Here is an 18,346-nt window from a genome sequence, read left to right as displayed (position 1 = left end):
CGGTCTTACGAGGGATAGATGGGCCACGTCTTTCTTAAAACAGAATATGATAAAGGTTCGAAAAAAGAAGCTTTGCGCTTGTCCTTCTCCAAAGTCGAGGAGCATGTTCCCGAACTTGCGGAACGGGTTGTGTTTCTGAGGAATCGGGTTAAGCGACTTGAAACGAATTTTACTCGGGACGCAGCCGGCGCATATTGGGCTTTTGTTGTGCTGACAATTTCAACTGTCGCATTTGGAATAGCTGTCGCGTGCTATGGTTGGCACTATGCCAATCCTGTTGCTACGAAAGAATATATTTCAACCATTTTAATTCTTTTGGGTTGGGTATCGGCCGTATTTGCTACCGGGATAGGCTCGTTCGGGTTGCACAAGCGCTATTCGGCAATGTTTGCTTCGAAATGGGCGACCAAGGCGCTGCAAACCAATATCGATCAATTGGTGTACGATATTGCGCTTGACGTTCACTCCAGAGCAGAGGCGGGCAAGCCTCCTCCCAAGCTGAGCGATGAAGAACTCAAAAGATTTCAGAAGGCCATGACCGGCTGGCTCGCCATGTACACAACCATACTCAGTTCTTTCGGTGATAAATACGGTTCCGCACTTGGGCCGGTATCGTTACCTGAGTTGAAAGCTGACTCAAAATGAAGCCGTTGCCTGCCGAGTCTCGTCAGGCGCTCATGCTCTCCGACCACGCAGCCAGCGCCTCGATGGTGCCCGGCAGCGCGCTCATGCGCGAGATCACGGTTTCCGCGCCGGCATCGGTCAGGTTGTCGGCATGGGAAGGGTAGGTGTGCGAAGCGCCGGTGAAGCCGACGACGCGCATGCCGGCGGAGCGGGCGGCGTGCACGCCGTGCACCGAATCCTCGATGACCAGCACCCGCGACGGATCGATGCCGAACTGTGCCGCGCCATGCAGGAAGATATCCGGCTTCGGCTTCACCCGGTCCGGTCCGAGATCGCGGGCGGAATAGATATGCTTGCCGAAATGATCCTTGATGCCGACCTTGCCGAGCATCATGGCAAGGCGCTCCGACGTCGAGTTCGAGCAGATGCCGTGCGGCAGCTTCAGCCCCGCCAGCACGCCCTTGACGCCGTCGATGATCTTCACGTCGCGGGCAAGGCGCTTGTCAAGGATCTGGTCGTGCTTGTCGAGCAGCGAGGCCGACAGCGGAATTTCGGCTTCCTTCTCGATCTGCAGCAGCGCGTGATGCCAGGTCAGGCCGGCGAAACGCTCGGCCATCTCTTCGGTCGAGATCGGATAGCCGGCCTCGGTCAGAAGCTCTGCTTCGACTTCGCTGGCGATGATTTCGGAATCGACGAGCACGCCGTCGCAATCGAAGAGGACAAGATCGATGCTGTTCATGGGAAGGACGTCCTTGGGAGGGTTTTCGCCGCCGGCTTTACACGAAGTCCGCCGGCATCTCAACCAAAAGCGGCCCGCGCTGCTGATCGGTATTTTCGCAAATCATGGGTGCGGTTCAGCTTTTGGTAACCAAGTTCGGTAACCATAAGCTCCGAAATCTGTTCCGTGTAAGCGTAAGAGCGAGTTGTCCATGTCCTTTGTTGTTTCGCCGGCCGAAATCTCTCGTGCCGCCCGCCCTAACGGCTGGCTCGATACCATCATCAAGGGCGATTGCGTCGCTGCCCTCGAGGCTCTTCCCGATAATTCCGTCGATGTCGTCTTCGCTGATCCGCCATACAATCTCCAGCTCGGCGGTTCGCTGACGCGGCCCGACCAGAGCCATGTCGATGCCGTCGATGACGAATGGGACCAGTTCGTGTCCTTCGATGCCTATGACGCCTTCACTCGCGCCTGGCTGCTCGCCTGCCGCCGCGTGCTGAAGCCCACCGGCACCCTCTGGGTCATCGGCTCCTACCACAATATTTTCCGCGTCGGCGCGACGTTGCAGGATCTCAACTTCTGGATCTTGAACGACATCATCTGGCGCAAGACCAACCCGATGCCGAATTTCAAAGGTCGCCGGTTCCAGAACGCCCACGAGACGCTGATCTGGGCGAGCCCCAGCGCCAAGGGCAAGGGCTATACCTTCAACTACGATGCCCTGAAGGCCTCGAACGACGACGTGCAGATGCGCTCCGACTGGCTGTTTCCGATCTGCTCGGGTGGCGAGCGGCTGAAGGGCGAGGACGGCAAGAAGGTGCATCCGACCCAGAAGCCGGAAGCCTTGCTCGCCCGCATCCTCATGGCCTCCACCAAGCCGGGTGATGTCGTGCTCGATCCCTTCTTCGGCTCAGGCACCACCGGCGCCGTCGCCAAGCGTCTCGGCCGCCATTTCGTCGGCATCGAGCGCGAGCAGGATTATATCGATGCCGCCGCCGAGCGCATCGCCGCCGTCGAACCGCTTGGCAAGGCGACGCTCTCGGTGCTGACCGGCAAGAAAGCCGAACCGCGCGTCGCCTTCAACACGCTGGTCGAAAGCGGCCTGATCAAGCCCGGCACGGTGCTCACCGACGCCCGCCGCCGCCACAGCGCCATCGTGCGCGCCGACGGCACCATCGCCAGCGGTGGCGAAGCGGGCTCGATCCATCGCCTCGGCGCCAAGGTGCAGGGCTTCGACGCCTGCAACGGCTGGACCTTCTGGCACTATGAAGTTGGAGGCGAGCTGAAGCCGATCGACGACCTGCGCACGATCATCCGCGCGGATATGGCCAAGCTCAATTGACGAGACCGGGTTCCCTGCCCACATCGAGGCCACCGCGTGTCATGCGCGGTGGCTTTGGTGTTTTGGAAGTTGCCCCTCACCCTAACCCTCGCCCCGTTGGCGGGGAGAGGGGACGGCCGAGACTGACGCTTGCTTCTGCCATCCACCGGATGTGAGGCGAGGAAGCGCGCGGCATATCCCTTCTCCCCGCACGCGGGGAGAAGGTGCCCGACAGGGCGGATGAGGGGCTTGTGCGCGAGAGCCGTGAATGATCCCGGCGTTACGGCAACATATCCTCGTCCATCAGCACATCGTAGCAGGTCTTGCAGTAGCCGAAGGCATAGCCCTCCGTCTGCCAGGGTTCGACCGGCGTTTCGCAGGCGATGCAATGGATGATCCAGCGCTGCGGGCTGTCTCCCACCGGCCGGGCCGCATGGCCGGGCTTCCGGGGGATATGGGGATCGGAATTCATCATGCCATCCTCCACGCGCGTTCGACGCAACCTGAATACCATAAAATTTTAGGGGATGCAGGAAAACCAGAAAAGGAAAAGGCGGACCGCCTTGCCCTTTAGAACAATTTAACCATCCCGCGCCTATCTTCGACCCCAAGCGCGCGATCCCCCGGTCACTTCGCCACTACCGCATAAGTCCTTGATTCGGAAGTCTTTCGAAAAAGAGCGGGCAAGTATTGGGGGCGCAGGAATGGCCTTCTTCCGGTTTTCGTACCTTCAGTCCCGGAGGGATGCTAAAACGCCCAGAGTTCCGCAAAGAACTCTGGGCGTTTCTGTTTCAAGCGTTGCGTCGGCTCAGAGGAAGAAGTCGTCGACGTACATCTTGGTGACGCCGCTCATCTTGATCTCGAAATCGGCGCGGCCGTCGCCGTTGACATCGCCCGACAGGATGCCGCTTGCGAAGCGAAGCTCGCCGGCGATACCATGGAACGACTGGCCGGAGATGAACGTGAAACCATCGTTGCGGCTGGTCAGCGAGTTGGCGTCGATGGTCGAAAGATCGACGACATCGTATTCCGAGCGGTGGAAGTCGGCGATCACGTCGCGTGACGTGCCCCGGCCGATTTCGCTGACGCTGTTGAAGTCGAACGTATCGGTGCCGCTGCCGCCATGGAGGTAATCGCTGCCGGTGCCGCCGTTGAGGATGTCCCGGCCGGAACCGCCATAGAGATCGTCATTGCCCGAGCCGCCATAGAGGTCGTCGTCGCCGCCGAGGCCTTCGAGGATGTCGGCGCCGTTGAGGCCCTTCAGCACGTTGCGGCCGTTGCTGCCGGTGATGTCGTCGTTATAGCCGGTGCCGGTGGCGTTTTCGATGCTGACCAGCTGTTCGTAGTGGCCCGACGTGGTCGAGGCCTTGCCCGCGCCGAGATCGATGGTCACACCCTTGCCGCGCTGCGAGCTATATTTGTCCTGCAGCTCGTAGCTGATCGTGTCGGTGCCCGAGCCGCCGTTGAAATAGTTGTCGAAACCGACCGAAACGAAGGTGTCGTTGCCGCCGTCGCCGTAATAGTCGCTGGCCAGCGTATCGACCTCGAAGCGGTCGTTGCCGTCGCCGCCGTGCACGATGTCGTATTCGCCCTTGGCGCCTGCCTTGATGTTGGCGATGTAGAGGTCGTTGCCGGTGCCGAGGAAGATGTCGTTGCCACCTTCGAAATAGTTGACGACCTTGTCGTAGCCGGAGCCGGCATCGACATAGTTGTTGCCGCCGTAATAGTCGGTGCGGTTCAGGGAGATATAATCATCGCCGCCATAGCCATAGATCTTCACCGCGATATTCTTGTTCTGGTAGATATCGTCGTCGTAGTTGGTGCCGTAGATGGTCGCCATCGAGGAATGCCTTTCAGAAAGAAACGATGAACTCTATGACTGCGATCATGCGTTTATGGAGATGAACGATCCCTGAACCGATTGTGGCACTTTGGTGATCTTGCGATGAGCTTTTCGTGACGGGATTTTTACGTCAGCGCGTCATAGTCAGTCACGGCGACATCGACGATTTTTCCCTCGGTATTGAAGGTGATCGTCTCTTCTCCGCGGCGCTTGAACGGCGCTCCGGTCGTGGCGCTGGTGGCGGAGAGGCTCCAGACCGCGCGGGCTGCAAGCGGCGACACCTGTTCGACGAGGCTGTCCTCGGCCACCTGGTCGGGATATTCGGCGAAATAGCGCCGGAATGCGACCATGATCTCCTCGCGGCCGCGAAGGCCACCCACCTTGCCGGAGGCATAACGGGCATCGTCGGCGAAGAAGTCTTCGATGACGCCGTAATCGAGTTCGTTGATCGCGCGGTGAAAACGCGCGACAAGCGCGCAAGGGTCGATGGTCATGGTGTCTCTCAGAGCCCGTAATAGGCGAGGTCGGATTTCAGCGTCTGCGGATCGGTGAAGTGGATCGCATGCCAGCCGGCGGCGCGGGCACCGACGACATTTGGCATGCTGTCATCGATGAATAGCGTTGCCGAGGGTTCCAGCCCGAAGCTGCGGGCGTGCAGCTCGTAGATCGCAATATCCGGCTTGATCACGCCGGCATCGCCGGACACGGTGACGCCGCGCGGCAATGTCAGGAAGGGAAAGAGCTTGACCGCTTCCTTGAAGGTATCGGAGGCGAAATTGGTGAGCAGGGTGACGTCATGCCCCTGCGCGATCAGCCCTTCCATGATCGAGACGCTCTCGACATAGGCATGCGGCACCATCTCGTGCCAGTATTTGCGGAATGCCCGGATGTTTTCGATATGGTCGGGATGCTCGGCGATCAGCAGCTCCTCGGCCTCCACCCAGCCGCGGCCGCGATCCTGCTCGATGTTCCAGTCATGGGTGCAGACATTGGCAAAGAACCAGCTGCGCTCGGCATCGTCGGGAATGAGCCGGCTGAAGAGCAGGTTCGGATCGTAGTGGAGCAACACCTTGCCGATATCGAAGACGATGTGGCGGATGTCGGCTTTGGCCTTTTCGGATGTCATCATTTCCTCGTTTTCAGCGTCCGGGCCGGTCGGAAAGCATCCGGTATAGCCGCGGCGATTGCTTTTTTCATGACGGTGGGCAGCGCCTGATCCTTCAATGTTTCCGGCTTTTCCCACCAGCCATTGCCTTGTTCCGGCAAGTCGTGGGCCGCGACATTGGCCCGATAGACCGACAAGCGCAATTCAAAATGTGTAAAGATATGAACGATGGAACCGCAGGCCTGCCACGCGGCATCGAAGGGCCGGCCGGCCAGCGTGGCGTCACCATCGACGCGGGCGGTCCAGTCGGTGCCGGGCACCTCCGTCATGCCGCCAAGCAGCCCGGCATCGCCGCGCTTTCGCAGCAGAACAGAGCCGTCGGGCCGAACGGCGACGAAGGCTGCACCGACGCGCACCGGCTTTTCCTTCTTCGCCGCCTTGCGCGGAAAACTTTCGGGATCGGCATCCCGCAACGCCAGACACTCTTCGTTCAGCGGACAGAGCGCACAGGCGGGCCGTTTCGGTGTGCAGATCGTCGCGCCGAGATCCATCAGCCCCTGCGCGAAATCGCCCGGCCGGTCGTGAGGGGTCGCTTCGGCCACCAGTGCCCGCAGTTCGGGCTTTGCCGCCGGCAGTGGCGTTTCCACCATGAAAAGGCGGGAAAAGACCCGTTCGATATTGCCGTCGAGCACCGCGCTCCTGCGCCCGAAGGCGATGGCGGCGATGGCGGCTGCGGTGTAATCGCCGATGCCCGGCAGGGTTTTAAGGCCTTCCTCGGTGTCGGGAAAGACGCCGCCATGCCGCTCGGCGACGGCTTCGGCGCATTTCTTCAGGTTGCGGGCGCGGGCATAATAGCCGAGCCCGGCCCAGGCCTTCATCACCTCCTCGGTGTCGGCCTTCGCCAGATCGGTCACCTCGGGCCAGAGCCGCAGGAACTTTTCGAAATAGGGTTTGACCGCCTGCACCGTCGTCTGCTGCAGCATCACTTCCGAGAGCCAGACGTCATAGGGGCGGGGCACGATGCCGCTTTTCGCCATGGGGGGAGAGACGCGCCAGGGCAGGTCGCGGTGGTGGCGGTCGTACCAGGCGAGAAGGCGTTGCGCGGTGGATGCCGCAGGCGATAAAGAGAGCATGATTTGCCGGGAGGTTGGTGTGTCGCCTATACTTGGCGGAGTGTCCGGCCTCCTTCAAGGCCTATTCGAAGTGGATGATCACCCGTGAAAGAACCCTGGCGCCCGACCGGCGCCCGCCAGATCAGCGAAGTCGCAAACCGCCTGATAGACCCGGTGCTGGCCAAGCGCGCCGGCATCAGCACGCTTCTGCTCGGCTCGTGGGACGAGATCGCCGGCGAGGATTTCGCCGATTGCACGCGGCCGGAAAAGATCGCCTGGCCGCGCCGCGCCTCCGAGATCGTCGATGGCAGCGGCCACCAGCCCGGCACGCTGGTCGTCGCCTGCGAAGGCGCTCGCGCTCTGTTCCTCACCCATGCGCAGGGCGAATTGATCCAGCGCATCAACGGCTTCTTCGGCTTTCCCGCCGTCAACCAGCTGCGCATCGTCCAGAAGCCGGTTTCGGTCGCCCCGAAACATCGCGGCAAGCCGCGTCCGCTGACCGGCGACAAGGCGCGGCAGCTGGAAACCATGGTGGAGGGCATCGAGGATGATGCGCTGAAGAAGGCGCTGACCCGGCTTGGGACGGCGGTGCTTTCGCCGCGTCGACGCTGAACGACGGCCTTTCATCGGTCACAATTGTTTGAACCTTGGTGAGCGGCTGCCCCTTGTGGCTGTCATCAAGGCGCGTTATCGCAGTTTCGACCGTATTTCAACATCAGGTGTTCCATGTTGCTTTCTGAAATGAGCCCTTTCAAGCGCCTCCTCAGCGGCGTCGCCGTCGCTGCGATCGCCCTGACGCTCGCTGCCTGCAGCGATGAGAAGAAAAAGGACGCCGCCGAAACGGCCAAGCCCGCTGAAACCACCGACACGGCGACGAAGACCGAGGTCAAGCCGGCCGACAACATGGCATCGACGACGATGTCGTCCACTCCGATGACGGCCGCCGCCAACAAGACCGAGACCCCCGCCGCCACCGCGCAGACCGAAGCCATGAAGCCGGCTGCGACTGAGACGCAGGCCGCAGCGCCGGCCGCCAAGGCCGAACTGCCGCAGGCCGAAGGTGAAGTCGACGTCGCCAAGCTGATGGCCCCCGGTCCGCTGCCGGAAATGGCGCTCGGCAAGGCCGATGCCAAGGTGACGATCGTCGAATACATGTCTATGACCTGCCCGCACTGCGCCCGTTTCCACAACGAGACCTTCGAGGCGATCAAGACGAAATATGTCGATGGCGGCCAGGTTCGCTTCATCGTGCGCGAATTCCCGTTCGATCCGCGTGCGGCAGCTGCCTTCATGCTGGCGCGCTGCGCCCCGGAAGGCCAGTATTTCCCGATGGTTTCCATGCTGTTCAAGCAGCAGGAACAGTGGGCCGCCGCCCAGAACGGCCGCGATGCGCTCTTGCAGATGTCGAAACTCGCCGGTTTTACACAGGAGAGCTTCGAGGCCTGCTTGACGAACCAGAAGCTTCTGGATGATGTGAACGCAGTCATGCAGAAGGGCGCCAAGGATTTCGGCGTAGCCGCCACCCCGACCTTCTTCATCAATGGCAAGAAATACTCCGGAGAAATGTCGGTTGACACCATGTCGGGCCTTATCGACTCGATGCTCTAAGGTTTCGCTGTTTTTTAAACCGATCAGCGGGCGCACAACTGCGCCCGCTTTTTCGTTTGGTCGTTCTTTTTTGCGGCAGGCATACCCCCCTCTGTCAACTTCGCTGACATCTCCCCCTAAAGGGGGGAGATTGGGAGCAAGAGGCGCCCTCCGGCCGATCTCCCCCCCTGAGGAGGAGATGTCCCGAAGGGGCAGAGGGGGGTATGCCTGCCGCCTAAAAATAAGCTCATGGTATGGAGGCCGTCATGCCTCACGCTGACGTCCGTCCCACCACGCGGAAGAATGCCCGTATCATGCGCAAGGCGATGACCGATGCGGAGCTAAAGCTTTGGAATGAGCTTCGTGCGCATCGTCTCATGGGATTGGGTTTCCGTCGTCAACTGCCAATCTCCGGTTACATCGCCGATTTCGCGTGTCCGGAGCATCGCCTTATCGTGGAACTCGATGGTTCCGGTCACGGAGACGACAAGCAGATACGCCATGATCGCTCTCGCGACGAGGAGTTGACGGCACTCGGTTGGACGGTAATGCGTTTCTGGAATGATGACGTGCTGAAAGACATTGATGGGGTCTGCTCACATATCGCTCGTGTGGTGGAGATGGGACGATGAGGAGTTTGGGGAGAGATACCCCCCTCTGTCACTTCGTGACATCTCCCCCTCAAGGGGGGAGATTGGTTGGGGTTAGCCTCTTGCTCCCCATCTCCCCCCTTGAGGGGGAGATGTCAGCGAAGCTGACAGAGGGGGGTAAGCCCGCCTCACACTCCGCACCGTCGACGGAGCCCACCCCATGAAATTCACCAAGCTCCGCCTGCTCGGCTTCAAGTCCTTCGTCGAGCCCTCCGAATTCGTCATCGAACGGGGCCTCACCGGCGTTGTCGGTCCGAACGGCTGCGGCAAGTCCAATCTTGTCGAAGCCCTGCGCTGGGTGATGGGGGAAAACTCCTACAAGAACATGCGCGCGTCCGGCATGGACGACGTGATCTTCTCCGGCTCGGGAAACCGTCCGGCCCGCAACACCGCCGAAGTCGGCCTCTATCTCGACAATTCCGACCGCACAGCGCCCGCCGCCTTCAACGACAGCGACGAAATCCAGGTCACCCGCCGCATCGAGCGCGAAAACGGCTCCGTCTACCGCATCAACGGCAAGGAAGCCCGCGCCAAGGATGTGCAGCTGCTGTTCGCCGATGCTTCCACCGGCGCGCGTTCGCCGTCAATGGTGGGGCAGGGGCGTATCGGCGAGCTGATCGCCGCCAAGCCGCAGGCCCGCCGGCAATTGCTGGAAGAAGCCGCCGGCATTTCCGGCCTGCACTCCCGCCGCCACGAGGCGGAACTGCGCCTGCGCGGCGCCGAAACCAATCTCGAACGCCTCGACGACGTCACCTCGCAGCTCGAAAGCCAGATCGAAAGCCTGAAGCGCCAATCGCGCCAGGCAAACCGCTTCAAGATGCTTTCCGCCGACATCCGCCGCCATGAGGCGATGCTGTTCCATATCCGCTGGGTGCAGGCCAAGGAGGCCGAAGGCGAGGCCGACAGCCAGCTGAACCAGATCACCTCTGATGTCGCCGAGAAGGCGCAGCGGCAGATGGAAGCGGCCAAGAACCAGGCCGTTGCTAGCCTGAAGCTGCCGGAACTGCGCGAAGCCGAAGCCCGTGCCGCCGCCGCCCTGCAGCGCCTGCAGATCGCCAAATCGCAGCTGGAAGAAGATGCCAGCCGCATCCTGCGCCGCCGCGACGAATTGCAGCGCCGTCTTGCCCAACTCACCGAAGATATCCGCCGCGAGGAACGCCTGATCGCCGACAATGCCGGCATCCTCGCCCGCCTCGATGCCGAAGAAACCGAAATCCGCGACATTCTTGGCGAAGCCGGCGAACGCGCCGAGGAAGCCCGCGAACGCCTTGCCCATGCCAGCGACCGGCTGGCGGAGAGCGAACGCGCACTCGGCGTTTTGACCGCCGAACGCGCCGAAGCGATGGCGACGCGCAACCAGCTGGAAAAGACCATCCGCGATCTCTCCGACCGCCAGATGCGCCTTGCCCGTCAGCTTGCCGATCAGGCCCGCGATCTCGATGCGCTCGACAGCCAGATTTCCGCCCTGCCGGACCCGGAGCAGAAGCGCGAGGAGGTCGAGGCCGCCGAAGTGGCGCTGGAAGCTGCGGAAGCCATCATCGCCGAAATCGAGATGGCCCTCTCCGAAGCCCGTGCCGCCGAAGTCGCCGCCCGCCCGCCGGTCGATATGGCGCGATCCAACCTGAACGGCATCGAGACCGAAGCCCGCACCATCCGCCGCATGCTGGAAGCCTCGCGCCAGCAGGGCACGGCCCCGCCGGTCGTGGAAGACATGATCGTCGATCGCGGCTTTGAAACCGCCCTTGGTGCCGCCCTGGGCGACGATCTCGATTCGCCGCTCGATCCCGCAGCCCCCGCCCATTGGCGCATGCCCGGCGATCTCGGCCTCGATCCGGCCCTGCCGGATGGCGTGCAGCCGCTCTCCGCGCACGTAAAGGCTCCGGCGGAACTCGCCCGCGGTCTGCGCCAGATCGGCATCGTAACCGATGCAACCAGCGCCGAACGCCTGCAACAGGACCTGAAGCCCGGCCAGCGGCTTGTCACATCGGACGGCGCAATCTGGCGCTGGGATGGCCATGTCACCGGTGCCGATGCCCCGAGCGCCGCTGCGCTCAGGCTCGCCCAGAAAAACCGGCTGGAAGAACTGGAAGAAGAGGCAGAAACCGCCCGCGACCTGCTCGATGCCCGCGAAGCCGACCTCGCCGCCGCCGCCGCCCGCATCCGCGCCGAGGACGAACGTCTGCGGCTCTCCCGCGACGAACAGCGCCTCGTGGCCCGCAAGCTTGCCGAGGCCCGCGAGGCTCTGACCGCCGCCGAGCGCGCCTCCGGCGATCTCGTGCGCCGCCGCGCCGTCCTCGCGGAAACCAAAAGCCAGCTGGAACTGCAGAGCGAAGAGCTTGCCGCCCAGATGGAAGAGGGCAGGGCGGCGCTGGATGATCTCGCCGATCTCGGCGACCTCGAACAGCGCGTCTCGCACCAGATGGCAACCGTCACGCTCGATCGCGCCGCCGTGGTCGAGGCCCGCTCGATCCATGACGGCCTTGCCCGCGAAACCGAATCCCGCCAGCGCCGCCTCACGGCCATCACAAGTGAACGCCAGACCTGGGCTGACCGGGCAGAGAGCGCCGAAGAGCATATCGAGACCCTGCGCGACCGCGAGGCCGAAGCCCGCGAGGAAGCCGAGGAGCTGAACGACGCCCCCGACGCCTTCGACGACAAGCGCCGCGCCTTGATGAACGAACTCAGCAAGGCCGAAGCCCAGCGGCGGGATGCCGCCGATGCGCTCGCCATCGCCGAAAACCGCCAGCGGGAAGCCGACCAGCATGCCGCGACCGCCCTTTCGGAACTCGCCGAAATCCGCGAAAAACGCGGCCGCGCCGAAGAACGGCTGGTGTCTAACCGCGAAAAGCGCGTCGAGATCGAGGCCCGCATCCGTGAAGCGCTCTCCTGCGCCCCGCATGAGGTGATGCGGCTCACCGGCCTTGCCGTCGATGCGGCGCTGCCGGATATCAGAAATATCGAGCGCGAGCTGGAGCGGCTGAAGATCGAGCGCGAACGGCTGGGCGCAGTCAATCTGCGCGCCGAGGAAGAGCAGAAGGAGCTTTCCGACAAGCTCGAAGCGATGCTGAAGGAGCGCGAGGATGTCATCGACGCGATCCGCAAGCTGCGCTCGGCCATCCAGAGCCTGAACCGCGAAGGCCGCGAACGGCTTCTCGCCGCCTTCGACGTGGTCAACGCCCAGTTCCAGCGGCTGTTCACCCATCTCTTCGGCGGCGGCACGGCGGAATTGCAGCTGATCGAAAGCGAAGACCCGCTCGATGCCGGCCTCGAAATCCTCGCGCGTCCGCCGGGCAAGAAGCCGCAGACCATGACGCTGCTTTCGGGCGGCGAGCAGGCGCTGACGGCGATGGCGCTGATCTTCGCCGTGTTCCTCACCAATCCGGCGCCGATCTGCGTGCTGGACGAGGTGGACGCCCCGCTCGACGACCACAATGTCGAACGCTACTGCAACCTGATGGACGAAATGGCGGCTTCGACCGAAACGCGCTTCGTCATCATCACCCACAATCCCATCACCATGGCCCGCATGAACCGCCTTTTCGGCGTCACCATGGCCGAGCAGGGGGTCTCCCAGCTCGTCTCCGTCGACCTGCAGACGGCCGAGCAATTGCGGGAAGTGGGCTGAGCGGGAACAAATTTGCGATCAGACCGTTACGGCTCCGTAACCCGTCAATATTGCAAGGAAATTCCCATTGAACAGAAATGCCCTCTACATGATCATCGGCGCCCTCATCGTTGTCGTCGCCGGCTTCTCCTATTACGCCTATCAGCAGGAAAAGAAGCCTGACGGTGTCGAAATCCAGGTGGACAAGAACGGGCTGTCGATTCAGGAGAATTGATCGGTCCTCTGCATTCCGATTGCGAGAAGGATACCGGCATCGCCACTTGTCCCTTCTCCCCGCCTGCGGGGAGAAGGTGCGCGAAGGGCGGATGAGGGGCAATGTCGTAGTGCCTGAAGGATGAAGCTTTGCCCCTCTCCCCGCAGGCGGGGAGAGGGGGCGACCGAGAGCGGCTCGTCTACTTCCTCAAACTACCATCACCTCCCGCTCCGCCAGTCGCCGCGGCCCGTCCGGGTCATGCGTTGGCAAAAGAATCGTCGGCTGCTGGCCGGCAAACTGCCGGATTGCCTTCAGCGTCGCCGCCGCCGTCATCGCATCGTTGGTGACGCCGTCGGTCTTGCCGGCGAGCAGATTGGGCTGCGAATAGGTCGCATCCCCCGCCAGAAAATAAGTCACGCCGTCATCGCGCACGATCACCGAGACATGTCCCGCGACATGGCCGGGCGTCGGCACCAGCGCGATGCGACCGTCCTTGGTGATTGCATGCGAAGCGTGAAAGGGGCCGATGGCCGGGCCATCCATCTCGACCAGTTCCGGTTTCAGCCAGATCGGCCAGCGCTGCGGCAGGCAGCCCATCATCATGCCGCGCAGGCCGGTGGAAACAGCGAAATTCGCCTTCGGCCCAATGATCCGGCTATGGGGAAAATGATCAAGCCCGCCGGTATGATCGTGGTGGAAATGGGTGAGGATGACGGTGCCGATCTCTGAAGGATCGATCCCCATGGCCATCAGCCGCGGCCCGATCTCCTCATGCGGCGCAACCCGGATCTGCACCTGCTTGTAAAATGGGTTCCAGCCCGGCAGATAACCCGGCACCGAATTGCGCCACGTGTCGCCCGTATCGATCAGGAAACGCCCCTCCGAGTGCTCGATGAGGAAGCAGAGGATCGGCAGCGGCTCCACCCATTGATGATCGGTGAAGATATCGATCTTGCGGCCCAGCGGTCCACGGCCCTGCCGCGCCGTGCGCTGCGCCATCTTCATCCGCGCCTTGCCGGTTTCGATTGCTGTGACCCTGATCATCGCTGCCTCCAAAAAAAGAGAACGTTCATTCTTTTTTATTCCATGAGAAGTTTCTTGTAAAGAACGATCGTTCGTTTTATTTGTTGGTCATGCCGAAGATTTCAGATGAAAAGCGCGCCGCCCGACAGGCCCAGATCCTCGAAGCCGCCTGGATCTGCTTCCAGAAGGAGGGGCTGCAGGCGACGACGATGGATGACATCATCCGCGCTTCGGGCCTTTCCGCCGGCGCTGTCTATTCCTATTTCGCCAGCAAGGACGACCTGATCGTCGCGGCGGTGACGGCATCGCTCGCCTCGCTGCGGGCGCTGGTCGGCCCGCTTCTCCATGCGGAACCTGCCCGGAACCCCGCCGAACTTCTGCTTGTCCTCACATCCAACATCGATGGCTTCACTGCCCGCGAACATTACGATCTGAAGCGCATCGCGCTGCTCGGCTGGAGCGAGGCCCAGCGCAACGAGCGCCTGCGCGCCACCATGCGCAGCTTCTACATCGATTTCCGCGACGATCTTGCGGTCGCGCTCAACCGCTGGGGCGGGCACTTTCCCGGCGAGGCCGGTCCTGCCGGCCAGAATCTCGCCAAGACCCTGCTTTCCCTGCTGCTCGGCTTCGTCGTCCAGTCCGCTATCATTGGTGACGTGGAGCCGGAAGACGTGGCCGAGGGCGTCAGGCTGCTCGCTAAGACGACGCCGCATCGTTCATAAGTGCGACCTTTTGTTGCGACGCAACAAAATATCGTTCCGGCCACATTTTCAACGGGATGCACATGCTGTAGTCTCTGACGATCAAGTGGAGGGGACTGCTGATGAGGAAGTGGGTTTATACCTTCGGCGATGGAGAAGCCGAAGGCAGTGCCGCCGATCGTAACCATCTGGGCGGCAAGGGCGCCAATCTTGCCGAGATGTGCAATCTCGGCCTGCCGGTTCCGCCCGGCTTCACCATCGTTACCGATGCCTGTTCTCATTATTATGACAGCGGCCGAACTATCCCCGATGTGATCCGCGAGCAGGTAAGCCAGGGCATCGCCTTCATGGAAAAGGCGACCGGCCGCACCTTTGGCGACACAAGGCAGCCGCTTCTCGTCTCCGTTCGCTCCGGCGCCCGCGCCTCCATGCCCGGCATGATGGATACGGTGCTGAACCTCGGCCTCAACGACGTCACCGTTGAGGCTCTGGGCCACGATGCCGGCGATGCCCGCTTCGCCTGGGACAGCTACCGCCGCTTCATCCAGATGTATGGCGATGTTGTCATGGGTCTTGACCACGAGGTCTTCGAGGAAATCCTGGAAGACGAAAAAGGCCGCCTCGGCCATGAGAACGACACCGAGCTTTCCGCCGTCGAATGGCAGCATGTCATCGGGCTTTACAAGGCCGCGATCGAGGAAGAGCTGGGCGAAACCTTCCCGCAGGACCCGCAGGTTCAGCTCTGGGGCGCTATCGGCGCGGTGTTTTCAAGCTGGATGAATGCCCGCGCGATCACCTATCGCCACCTCCACAACATTCCCGCCGCATGGGGCACCGCCGTCAATATCCAGGCCATGGTCTTCGGCAACCTCGGCAATTCGTCCGCCACCGGCGTCGCCTTTACCCGCAATCCCTCGACGGGTGAGAACGAGCTTTACGGCGAGTTCCTCGTCAACGCGCAAGGGGAAGATGTCGTTGCCGGCATCCGCACGCCGCAGAACATCACCGAGGCCGCCCGTATCGCGTCGGGTTCCGACAAGCCGTCTCTGGAAAAGCTGATGCCGGAGGCCTTCGAAGCCTTCCAGGCCATCTGCGACAGGCTCGAAAGCCATTACCGCGACATGCAGGATCTCGAATTCACCATCGAGCGCGGCAAGCTCTGGATGCTGCAGACCCGCTCCGGCAAACGCACCGCCAAGGCGGCGCTGCGCATCGCCGTCGATATGGCCGAAAGCGGCATGATCAGCACGGAAGAGGCAGTGCGCCGCATCGACCCCGCCTCGCTCGATCAGCTCCTGCACCCGACCATCGATCCGCGCGCCCGCCGCGATATCATCGGCTCCGGCCTGCCGGCCTCGCCGGGGGCGGCGAGCGGCGAGATCGTCTTCACCTCCGAAGAGGCCGTCATCGCCGAGAAGGAGGGCCGCAAGGTCATCCTCGTGCGCGTCGAGACGAGCCCGGAAGACATTCACGGCATGCACGCCGCCGAAGGCATCCTCACCACCCGCGGCGGCATGACCAGCCACGCCGCCGTCGTCGCCCGCGGCATGGGCATCCCTTGCGTTTCCGGCGCCGGCAGCCTGCGCGTCGATATCCGCAACGAGCAGCTGATCGCCGCCGGCGTCACGCTGCAGAAGGGTGACGTCATCACCATCGACGGCTCCTCCGGCCAGGTGCTGAAGGGCGTCATCGCCATGCTGCAGCCGGAGCTTTCCGGCGATTTCGGCAAGATCATGGCCTGGGCCGACAAGAGCCGCCGCATGACCGTGCGCACCAATGCCGAAACCCCGGCGGACGCCCGCGCTGCCCGCTCCTTCGGCGCCGAAGGCATCGGCCTTTGCCGCACCGAGCACATGTTCTTCGAGGGCGAGCGCATCAATGTCATGCGCGAGATGATCCTCGCCACCGACGAAGCCGGCCGCCGCGTGGCGCTGGCCAAACTGCTGCCGATGCAGCGTTCGGATTTCGCCGAACTGTTCTCGATCATGCACGGCCTGCCGGTGACGATCCGCATGCTCGATCCGCCGCTGCACGAATTCCTGCCGAAGACCGACGAGGAGATCGAAGACGTCGCCGGTCATCTCGGCATGCCCGCTTCGGAACTGCGCCAGCGCGTCGATGCCCTGCACGAGTTCAATCCGATGCTCGGCCATCGCGGCTGCCGCCTCGCCATCTCCTATCCCGAGATCGCCGAAATGCAGGCCCGCGCCATCTTCGAGGCGGCCGTCGAAGCCGCCCGCGAAACGGGTGCTGCCGTCGTGCCGGAGATCATGGTGCCGCTCGTCGGCCTGAAGGCGGAGCTGGATTACGTAAAGGCCCGCATCGATGCGGTGGCGAAGGAGGTGATCGGTGAAGCCGGCATCGAGATCGAATATCTCGTCGGCACGATGATCGAGCTGCCGCGTGCCGCTCTTCGCGCCCATGTCATCGCCGAGGCCGCCGATTTCTTCTCCTTCGGCACCAACGACCTCACCCAGACCACCTTCGGCATCTCGCGCGACGATGCCGCGCAGTTCCTCAACACCTATATCCAGAAGGGTATCGTCGAGAAGGACCCGTTCGTCTCGCTCGATTTCGATGGTGTCGGCGAACTCATCCAGATCGCCGCCGAGCGTGGCCGGCGCACGAAGAACGGCCTGAAGCTCGGCATCTGCGGCGAACATGGCGGCGATCCGGCGTCCATCCGCTTCTGCGAGGAAACCGGCCTCGATTATGTCTCATGCTCGCCCTTCCGCGTGCCGATCGCACGGCTTGCGGCGGCACAGGCGGCGATCGAGGGCAGGGGGTAGGTTTCAGAGCTTAGCCTGCCAGCTTCAGAAACGGTGCGATTTGCCTTCCTCTTCTCCACGAGAAGAAGAGGAAGGCGGCAACCGCCTCACTTATCGATGAAATCCCGCACTGCCTTGTTGTACCCTTCCGGGTCCTGCAGCATGGCGAAGTGGCTGGCGTCCTTGAGGATCACCAGTTCCGCGCCCGGTATGGTCTTGGCGAGATAATCCGTGTGCTCGCGGCTGATGGCCTCGTCATGGTCTCCGAGCACGATGGCGGTCGGGGTGGTGATCTTCTTCAGGTCGTCGTCGCTCCAGTTGGGCTGGCTCGCCCACATGGCGCCGATCTGCTCGACGAAGGCATTATATTCGGTCGGCGTGGGGGAAATCTTTTCATAAACCTTGCCTGCTTTCTCGATATAGCCGGCAAAGGTCTTGTTCTCCATCACCGTCGGAATGACGCCGTCGACCTTGGAATTGGCGGCCTGCGCGAAGAGCTTGGTCAGCCGCTCCGGATGATGGATGGCGATATCGAGACCCATGATGCCGCCGTCGCTCCAGCCGACCAGCGCCACCTTGTCGAGCTTCAGATAATCGAGCAGCGCCAGATAATCCGACGACATTAGGTCATAGCTGTAGGGCTCGGCATTGCGGGTCGAGCGTCCGTGGCCGCGGCTGTCGGCGACGATGACGGTGTGATCCTTGGAAAGATCGGCGATCTGGCTCGACCAGATATCGGCATAGCCAAGCCCGCCATGGATGAGCAGCACCGGCGGACCGGAACCATAGACGGCGTAATAAAGCTCGATGCCGTTGACAGGCGCCTTGCCCGTCTTTTCCGCCTTCGGCAGCGGTGCTGGGTCGGGCAACAGCTCCCAGCGTTCGGCGGCGAAGGCCGGGATCGCGAAAAGGAGGAAGAAGGCGCAGGCGAGTTTCGTCAGGGCACTTAGTTTCATGACACTCCCTCGAACGGTTCAAAAATGCGGTGCGTGAAAATCTATGAAAAGAGAAGATGCGGCCGATTGTAGAGCCGATTTTACGCCGGACAAGACGACAGGAAAGCAAAGCGCGCGGCG

General features: G+C 62.3%; 17 protein-coding genes. 9 read left to right on the top strand and 8 right to left on the bottom strand.

Going from position 1 to position 18,346, the window contains the following annotated elements:
- Positions 1-18 precede the first annotated feature (18 nt).
- Entirely contained in the window at positions 19-645 is a 627-nt protein-coding gene (locus ASC86_RS02165) for a hypothetical protein (protein ID WP_056315401.1), read from the top strand.
- Positions 646-667: 22 nt separating this feature from the next.
- Here ASC86_RS02165 and ASC86_RS02160 read toward each other — a convergent pair whose 3' ends face one another.
- A complete protein-coding gene (locus tag ASC86_RS02160) occupies positions 668-1,363 on the bottom strand; it encodes an HAD family phosphatase (RefSeq protein ID WP_056315399.1) in 696 nt (231 codons plus the stop codon).
- Between the two features lie 190 nt (positions 1,364-1,553).
- Here ASC86_RS02160 and ASC86_RS02155 point away from each other — a divergent pair, with 190 nt between their 5' ends.
- Positions 1,554-2,684: a site-specific DNA-methyltransferase gene (locus ASC86_RS02155; protein WP_056315397.1), complete on the top strand. Its 1,131-nt coding sequence runs from the start codon at positions 1,554-1,556 to the stop codon at positions 2,682-2,684.
- 259 nt (positions 2,685-2,943) lie between these two features.
- Here the strand turns inward: ASC86_RS02155 and ASC86_RS02150 are convergent, their stop codons facing one another.
- The 5 genes from ASC86_RS02150 to mutY form a co-directional block, all read right to left on the bottom strand.
- Positions 2,944-3,138, bottom strand: a complete 195-nt coding sequence (locus tag ASC86_RS02150) for a hypothetical protein (RefSeq protein ID WP_056315395.1) — start codon at positions 3,136-3,138, stop codon at positions 2,944-2,946.
- 333 nt (positions 3,139-3,471) lie between these two features.
- Complete coding sequence (locus ASC86_RS02145) at positions 3,472-4,503, bottom strand: calcium-binding protein (RefSeq protein ID WP_056315393.1); 1,032 nt, start codon at positions 4,501-4,503, stop codon at positions 3,472-3,474.
- Between the two features lie 128 nt (positions 4,504-4,631).
- Positions 4,632-5,000, bottom strand: coding sequence for a nuclear transport factor 2 family protein (locus ASC86_RS02140; RefSeq protein ID WP_056315390.1), 369 nt, complete (start codon positions 4,998-5,000; stop codon positions 4,632-4,634).
- 8 nt (positions 5,001-5,008) lie between these two features.
- Positions 5,009-5,632 carry an HAD family phosphatase gene (locus ASC86_RS02135; RefSeq protein WP_056318128.1) on the bottom strand — a complete coding sequence of 208 codons (624 nt, stop codon included), beginning with the start codon at positions 5,630-5,632 and terminating at the stop codon, positions 5,009-5,011.
- Positions 5,632-6,744: an A/G-specific adenine glycosylase gene (gene mutY / locus ASC86_RS02130; protein ID WP_056315388.1), complete on the bottom strand. Its 1,113-nt coding sequence runs from the start codon at positions 6,742-6,744 to the stop codon at positions 5,632-5,634. The genes ASC86_RS02135 and mutY overlap by 1 nt, the downstream gene beginning before the upstream one ends.
- An 84-nt stretch (positions 6,745-6,828) precedes the next feature.
- On the opposite strand from mutY, the gene ASC86_RS02125 reads away from it, so the two are divergent.
- The 5 genes from ASC86_RS02125 (at position 6,829) to ASC86_RS26180 (ending at position 12,799) form a co-directional block, all read left to right on the top strand.
- Positions 6,829-7,335, top strand: a complete 507-nt coding sequence (locus ASC86_RS02125) for a DUF721 domain-containing protein (RefSeq protein WP_056315386.1) — start codon at positions 6,829-6,831, stop codon at positions 7,333-7,335.
- Positions 7,336-7,449: 114 nt separating this feature from the next.
- Positions 7,450-8,331, top strand: coding sequence for a DsbA family protein (locus ASC86_RS02120; protein ID WP_082509834.1), 882 nt, complete (start codon positions 7,450-7,452; stop codon positions 8,329-8,331).
- A gap of 245 nt (positions 8,332-8,576) precedes the next feature.
- Complete coding sequence (locus ASC86_RS02115) at positions 8,577-8,942, top strand: endonuclease domain-containing protein (protein WP_056315384.1); 366 nt, start codon at positions 8,577-8,579, stop codon at positions 8,940-8,942.
- A 178-nt stretch (positions 8,943-9,120) separates the two neighbouring features.
- A complete protein-coding gene (locus ASC86_RS02110; protein ID WP_056315382.1) occupies positions 9,121-12,585 on the top strand; it encodes a chromosome segregation SMC family protein in 3,465 nt (1,154 codons plus the stop codon).
- 67 nt (positions 12,586-12,652) lie between these two features.
- A complete protein-coding gene (locus ASC86_RS26180; RefSeq protein WP_200943764.1) occupies positions 12,653-12,799 on the top strand; it encodes a hypothetical protein in 147 nt (48 codons plus the stop codon).
- Positions 12,800-12,985: 186 nt separating this feature from the next.
- Here ASC86_RS26180 and ASC86_RS02105 read toward each other — a convergent pair whose 3' ends face one another.
- Positions 12,986-13,822 carry an N-acyl homoserine lactonase family protein gene (locus ASC86_RS02105; protein ID WP_056315379.1) on the bottom strand — a complete coding sequence of 279 codons (837 nt, stop codon included), beginning with the start codon at positions 13,820-13,822 and terminating at the stop codon, positions 12,986-12,988.
- A gap of 89 nt (positions 13,823-13,911) precedes the next feature.
- On the opposite strand from ASC86_RS02105, the gene ASC86_RS02100 reads away from it, so the two are divergent.
- Together ASC86_RS02100 and ppdK are read left to right on the top strand one after the other, a co-directional pair.
- Positions 13,912-14,523, top strand: coding sequence for a TetR/AcrR family transcriptional regulator (locus ASC86_RS02100; RefSeq protein ID WP_056318123.1), 612 nt, complete (start codon positions 13,912-13,914; stop codon positions 14,521-14,523).
- A 101-nt stretch (positions 14,524-14,624) separates the two neighbouring features.
- Positions 14,625-17,291 (top strand): pyruvate, phosphate dikinase, encoded by a 2,667-nt coding sequence (ppdK, locus tag ASC86_RS02095; protein ID WP_056315377.1) that lies wholly within the window; start codon positions 14,625-14,627, stop codon positions 17,289-17,291.
- An 86-nt stretch (positions 17,292-17,377) separates the two neighbouring features.
- On the opposite strand, the gene ASC86_RS02090 is transcribed toward ppdK, so the two are convergent.
- Positions 17,378-18,226: an alpha/beta hydrolase gene (locus ASC86_RS02090; RefSeq protein WP_156386869.1), complete on the bottom strand. Its 849-nt coding sequence runs from the start codon at positions 18,224-18,226 to the stop codon at positions 17,378-17,380.
- Between the last annotated feature and the right edge of the window lie 120 nt (positions 18,227-18,346).

Source organism: Rhizobium sp. Root1212 (assembly GCF_001424985.1).
Lineage (GTDB): Bacteria > Pseudomonadota > Alphaproteobacteria > Rhizobiales > Rhizobiaceae > Pararhizobium.
The sequence above is the reverse complement of the archived record's forward strand: the minus strand, read 5'-3'. Positions and strand labels throughout refer to the sequence as shown.

Bases quoted from the DNA above. Each gene is read 5' to 3' on its own strand.
- ASC86_RS02100 (WP_056318123.1), top strand. From the start codon at position 13,912: ATGCCGAAGATTTCAGATGAAAAGCGCGCCGCCCGACAGGCCCAGATC.
- mutY (WP_056315388.1), bottom strand. From the start codon at position 6,744: ATGCTCTCTTTATCGCCTGCGGCATCCACCGCGCAACGCCTTCTCGCC.
- ASC86_RS02150 (WP_056315395.1), bottom strand. From the start codon at position 3,138: ATGATGAATTCCGATCCCCATATCCCCCGGAAGCCCGGCCATGCGGCC.
- ASC86_RS02160 (WP_056315399.1), bottom strand. From the start codon at position 1,363: ATGAACAGCATCGATCTTGTCCTCTTCGATTGCGACGGCGTGCTCGTC.
- ASC86_RS02135 (WP_056318128.1), bottom strand. From the start codon at position 5,632: ATGACATCCGAAAAGGCCAAAGCCGACATCCGCCACATCGTCTTCGAT.
- ppdK (WP_056315377.1), top strand. From the start codon at position 14,625: ATGAGGAAGTGGGTTTATACCTTCGGCGATGGAGAAGCCGAAGGCAGT.
- ASC86_RS02115 (WP_056315384.1), top strand. From the start codon at position 8,577: ATGCCTCACGCTGACGTCCGTCCCACCACGCGGAAGAATGCCCGTATC.
- ASC86_RS02110 (WP_056315382.1), top strand. From the start codon at position 9,121: ATGAAATTCACCAAGCTCCGCCTGCTCGGCTTCAAGTCCTTCGTCGAG.
- ASC86_RS02105 (WP_056315379.1), bottom strand. From the start codon at position 13,822: ATGATCAGGGTCACAGCAATCGAAACCGGCAAGGCGCGGATGAAGATG.
- ASC86_RS02155 (WP_056315397.1), top strand. From the start codon at position 1,554: ATGTCCTTTGTTGTTTCGCCGGCCGAAATCTCTCGTGCCGCCCGCCCT.
- ASC86_RS02165 (WP_056315401.1), top strand. From the start codon at position 19: ATGGGCCACGTCTTTCTTAAAACAGAATATGATAAAGGTTCGAAAAAA.
- ASC86_RS02140 (WP_056315390.1), bottom strand. From the start codon at position 5,000: ATGACCATCGACCCTTGCGCGCTTGTCGCGCGTTTTCACCGCGCGATC.
- ASC86_RS02145 (WP_056315393.1), bottom strand. From the start codon at position 4,503: ATGGCGACCATCTACGGCACCAACTACGACGACGATATCTACCAGAAC.
- ASC86_RS02120 (WP_082509834.1), top strand. From the start codon at position 7,450: ATGTTGCTTTCTGAAATGAGCCCTTTCAAGCGCCTCCTCAGCGGCGTC.
- ASC86_RS02090 (WP_156386869.1), bottom strand. From the start codon at position 18,226: ATGAAACTAAGTGCCCTGACGAAACTCGCCTGCGCCTTCTTCCTCCTT.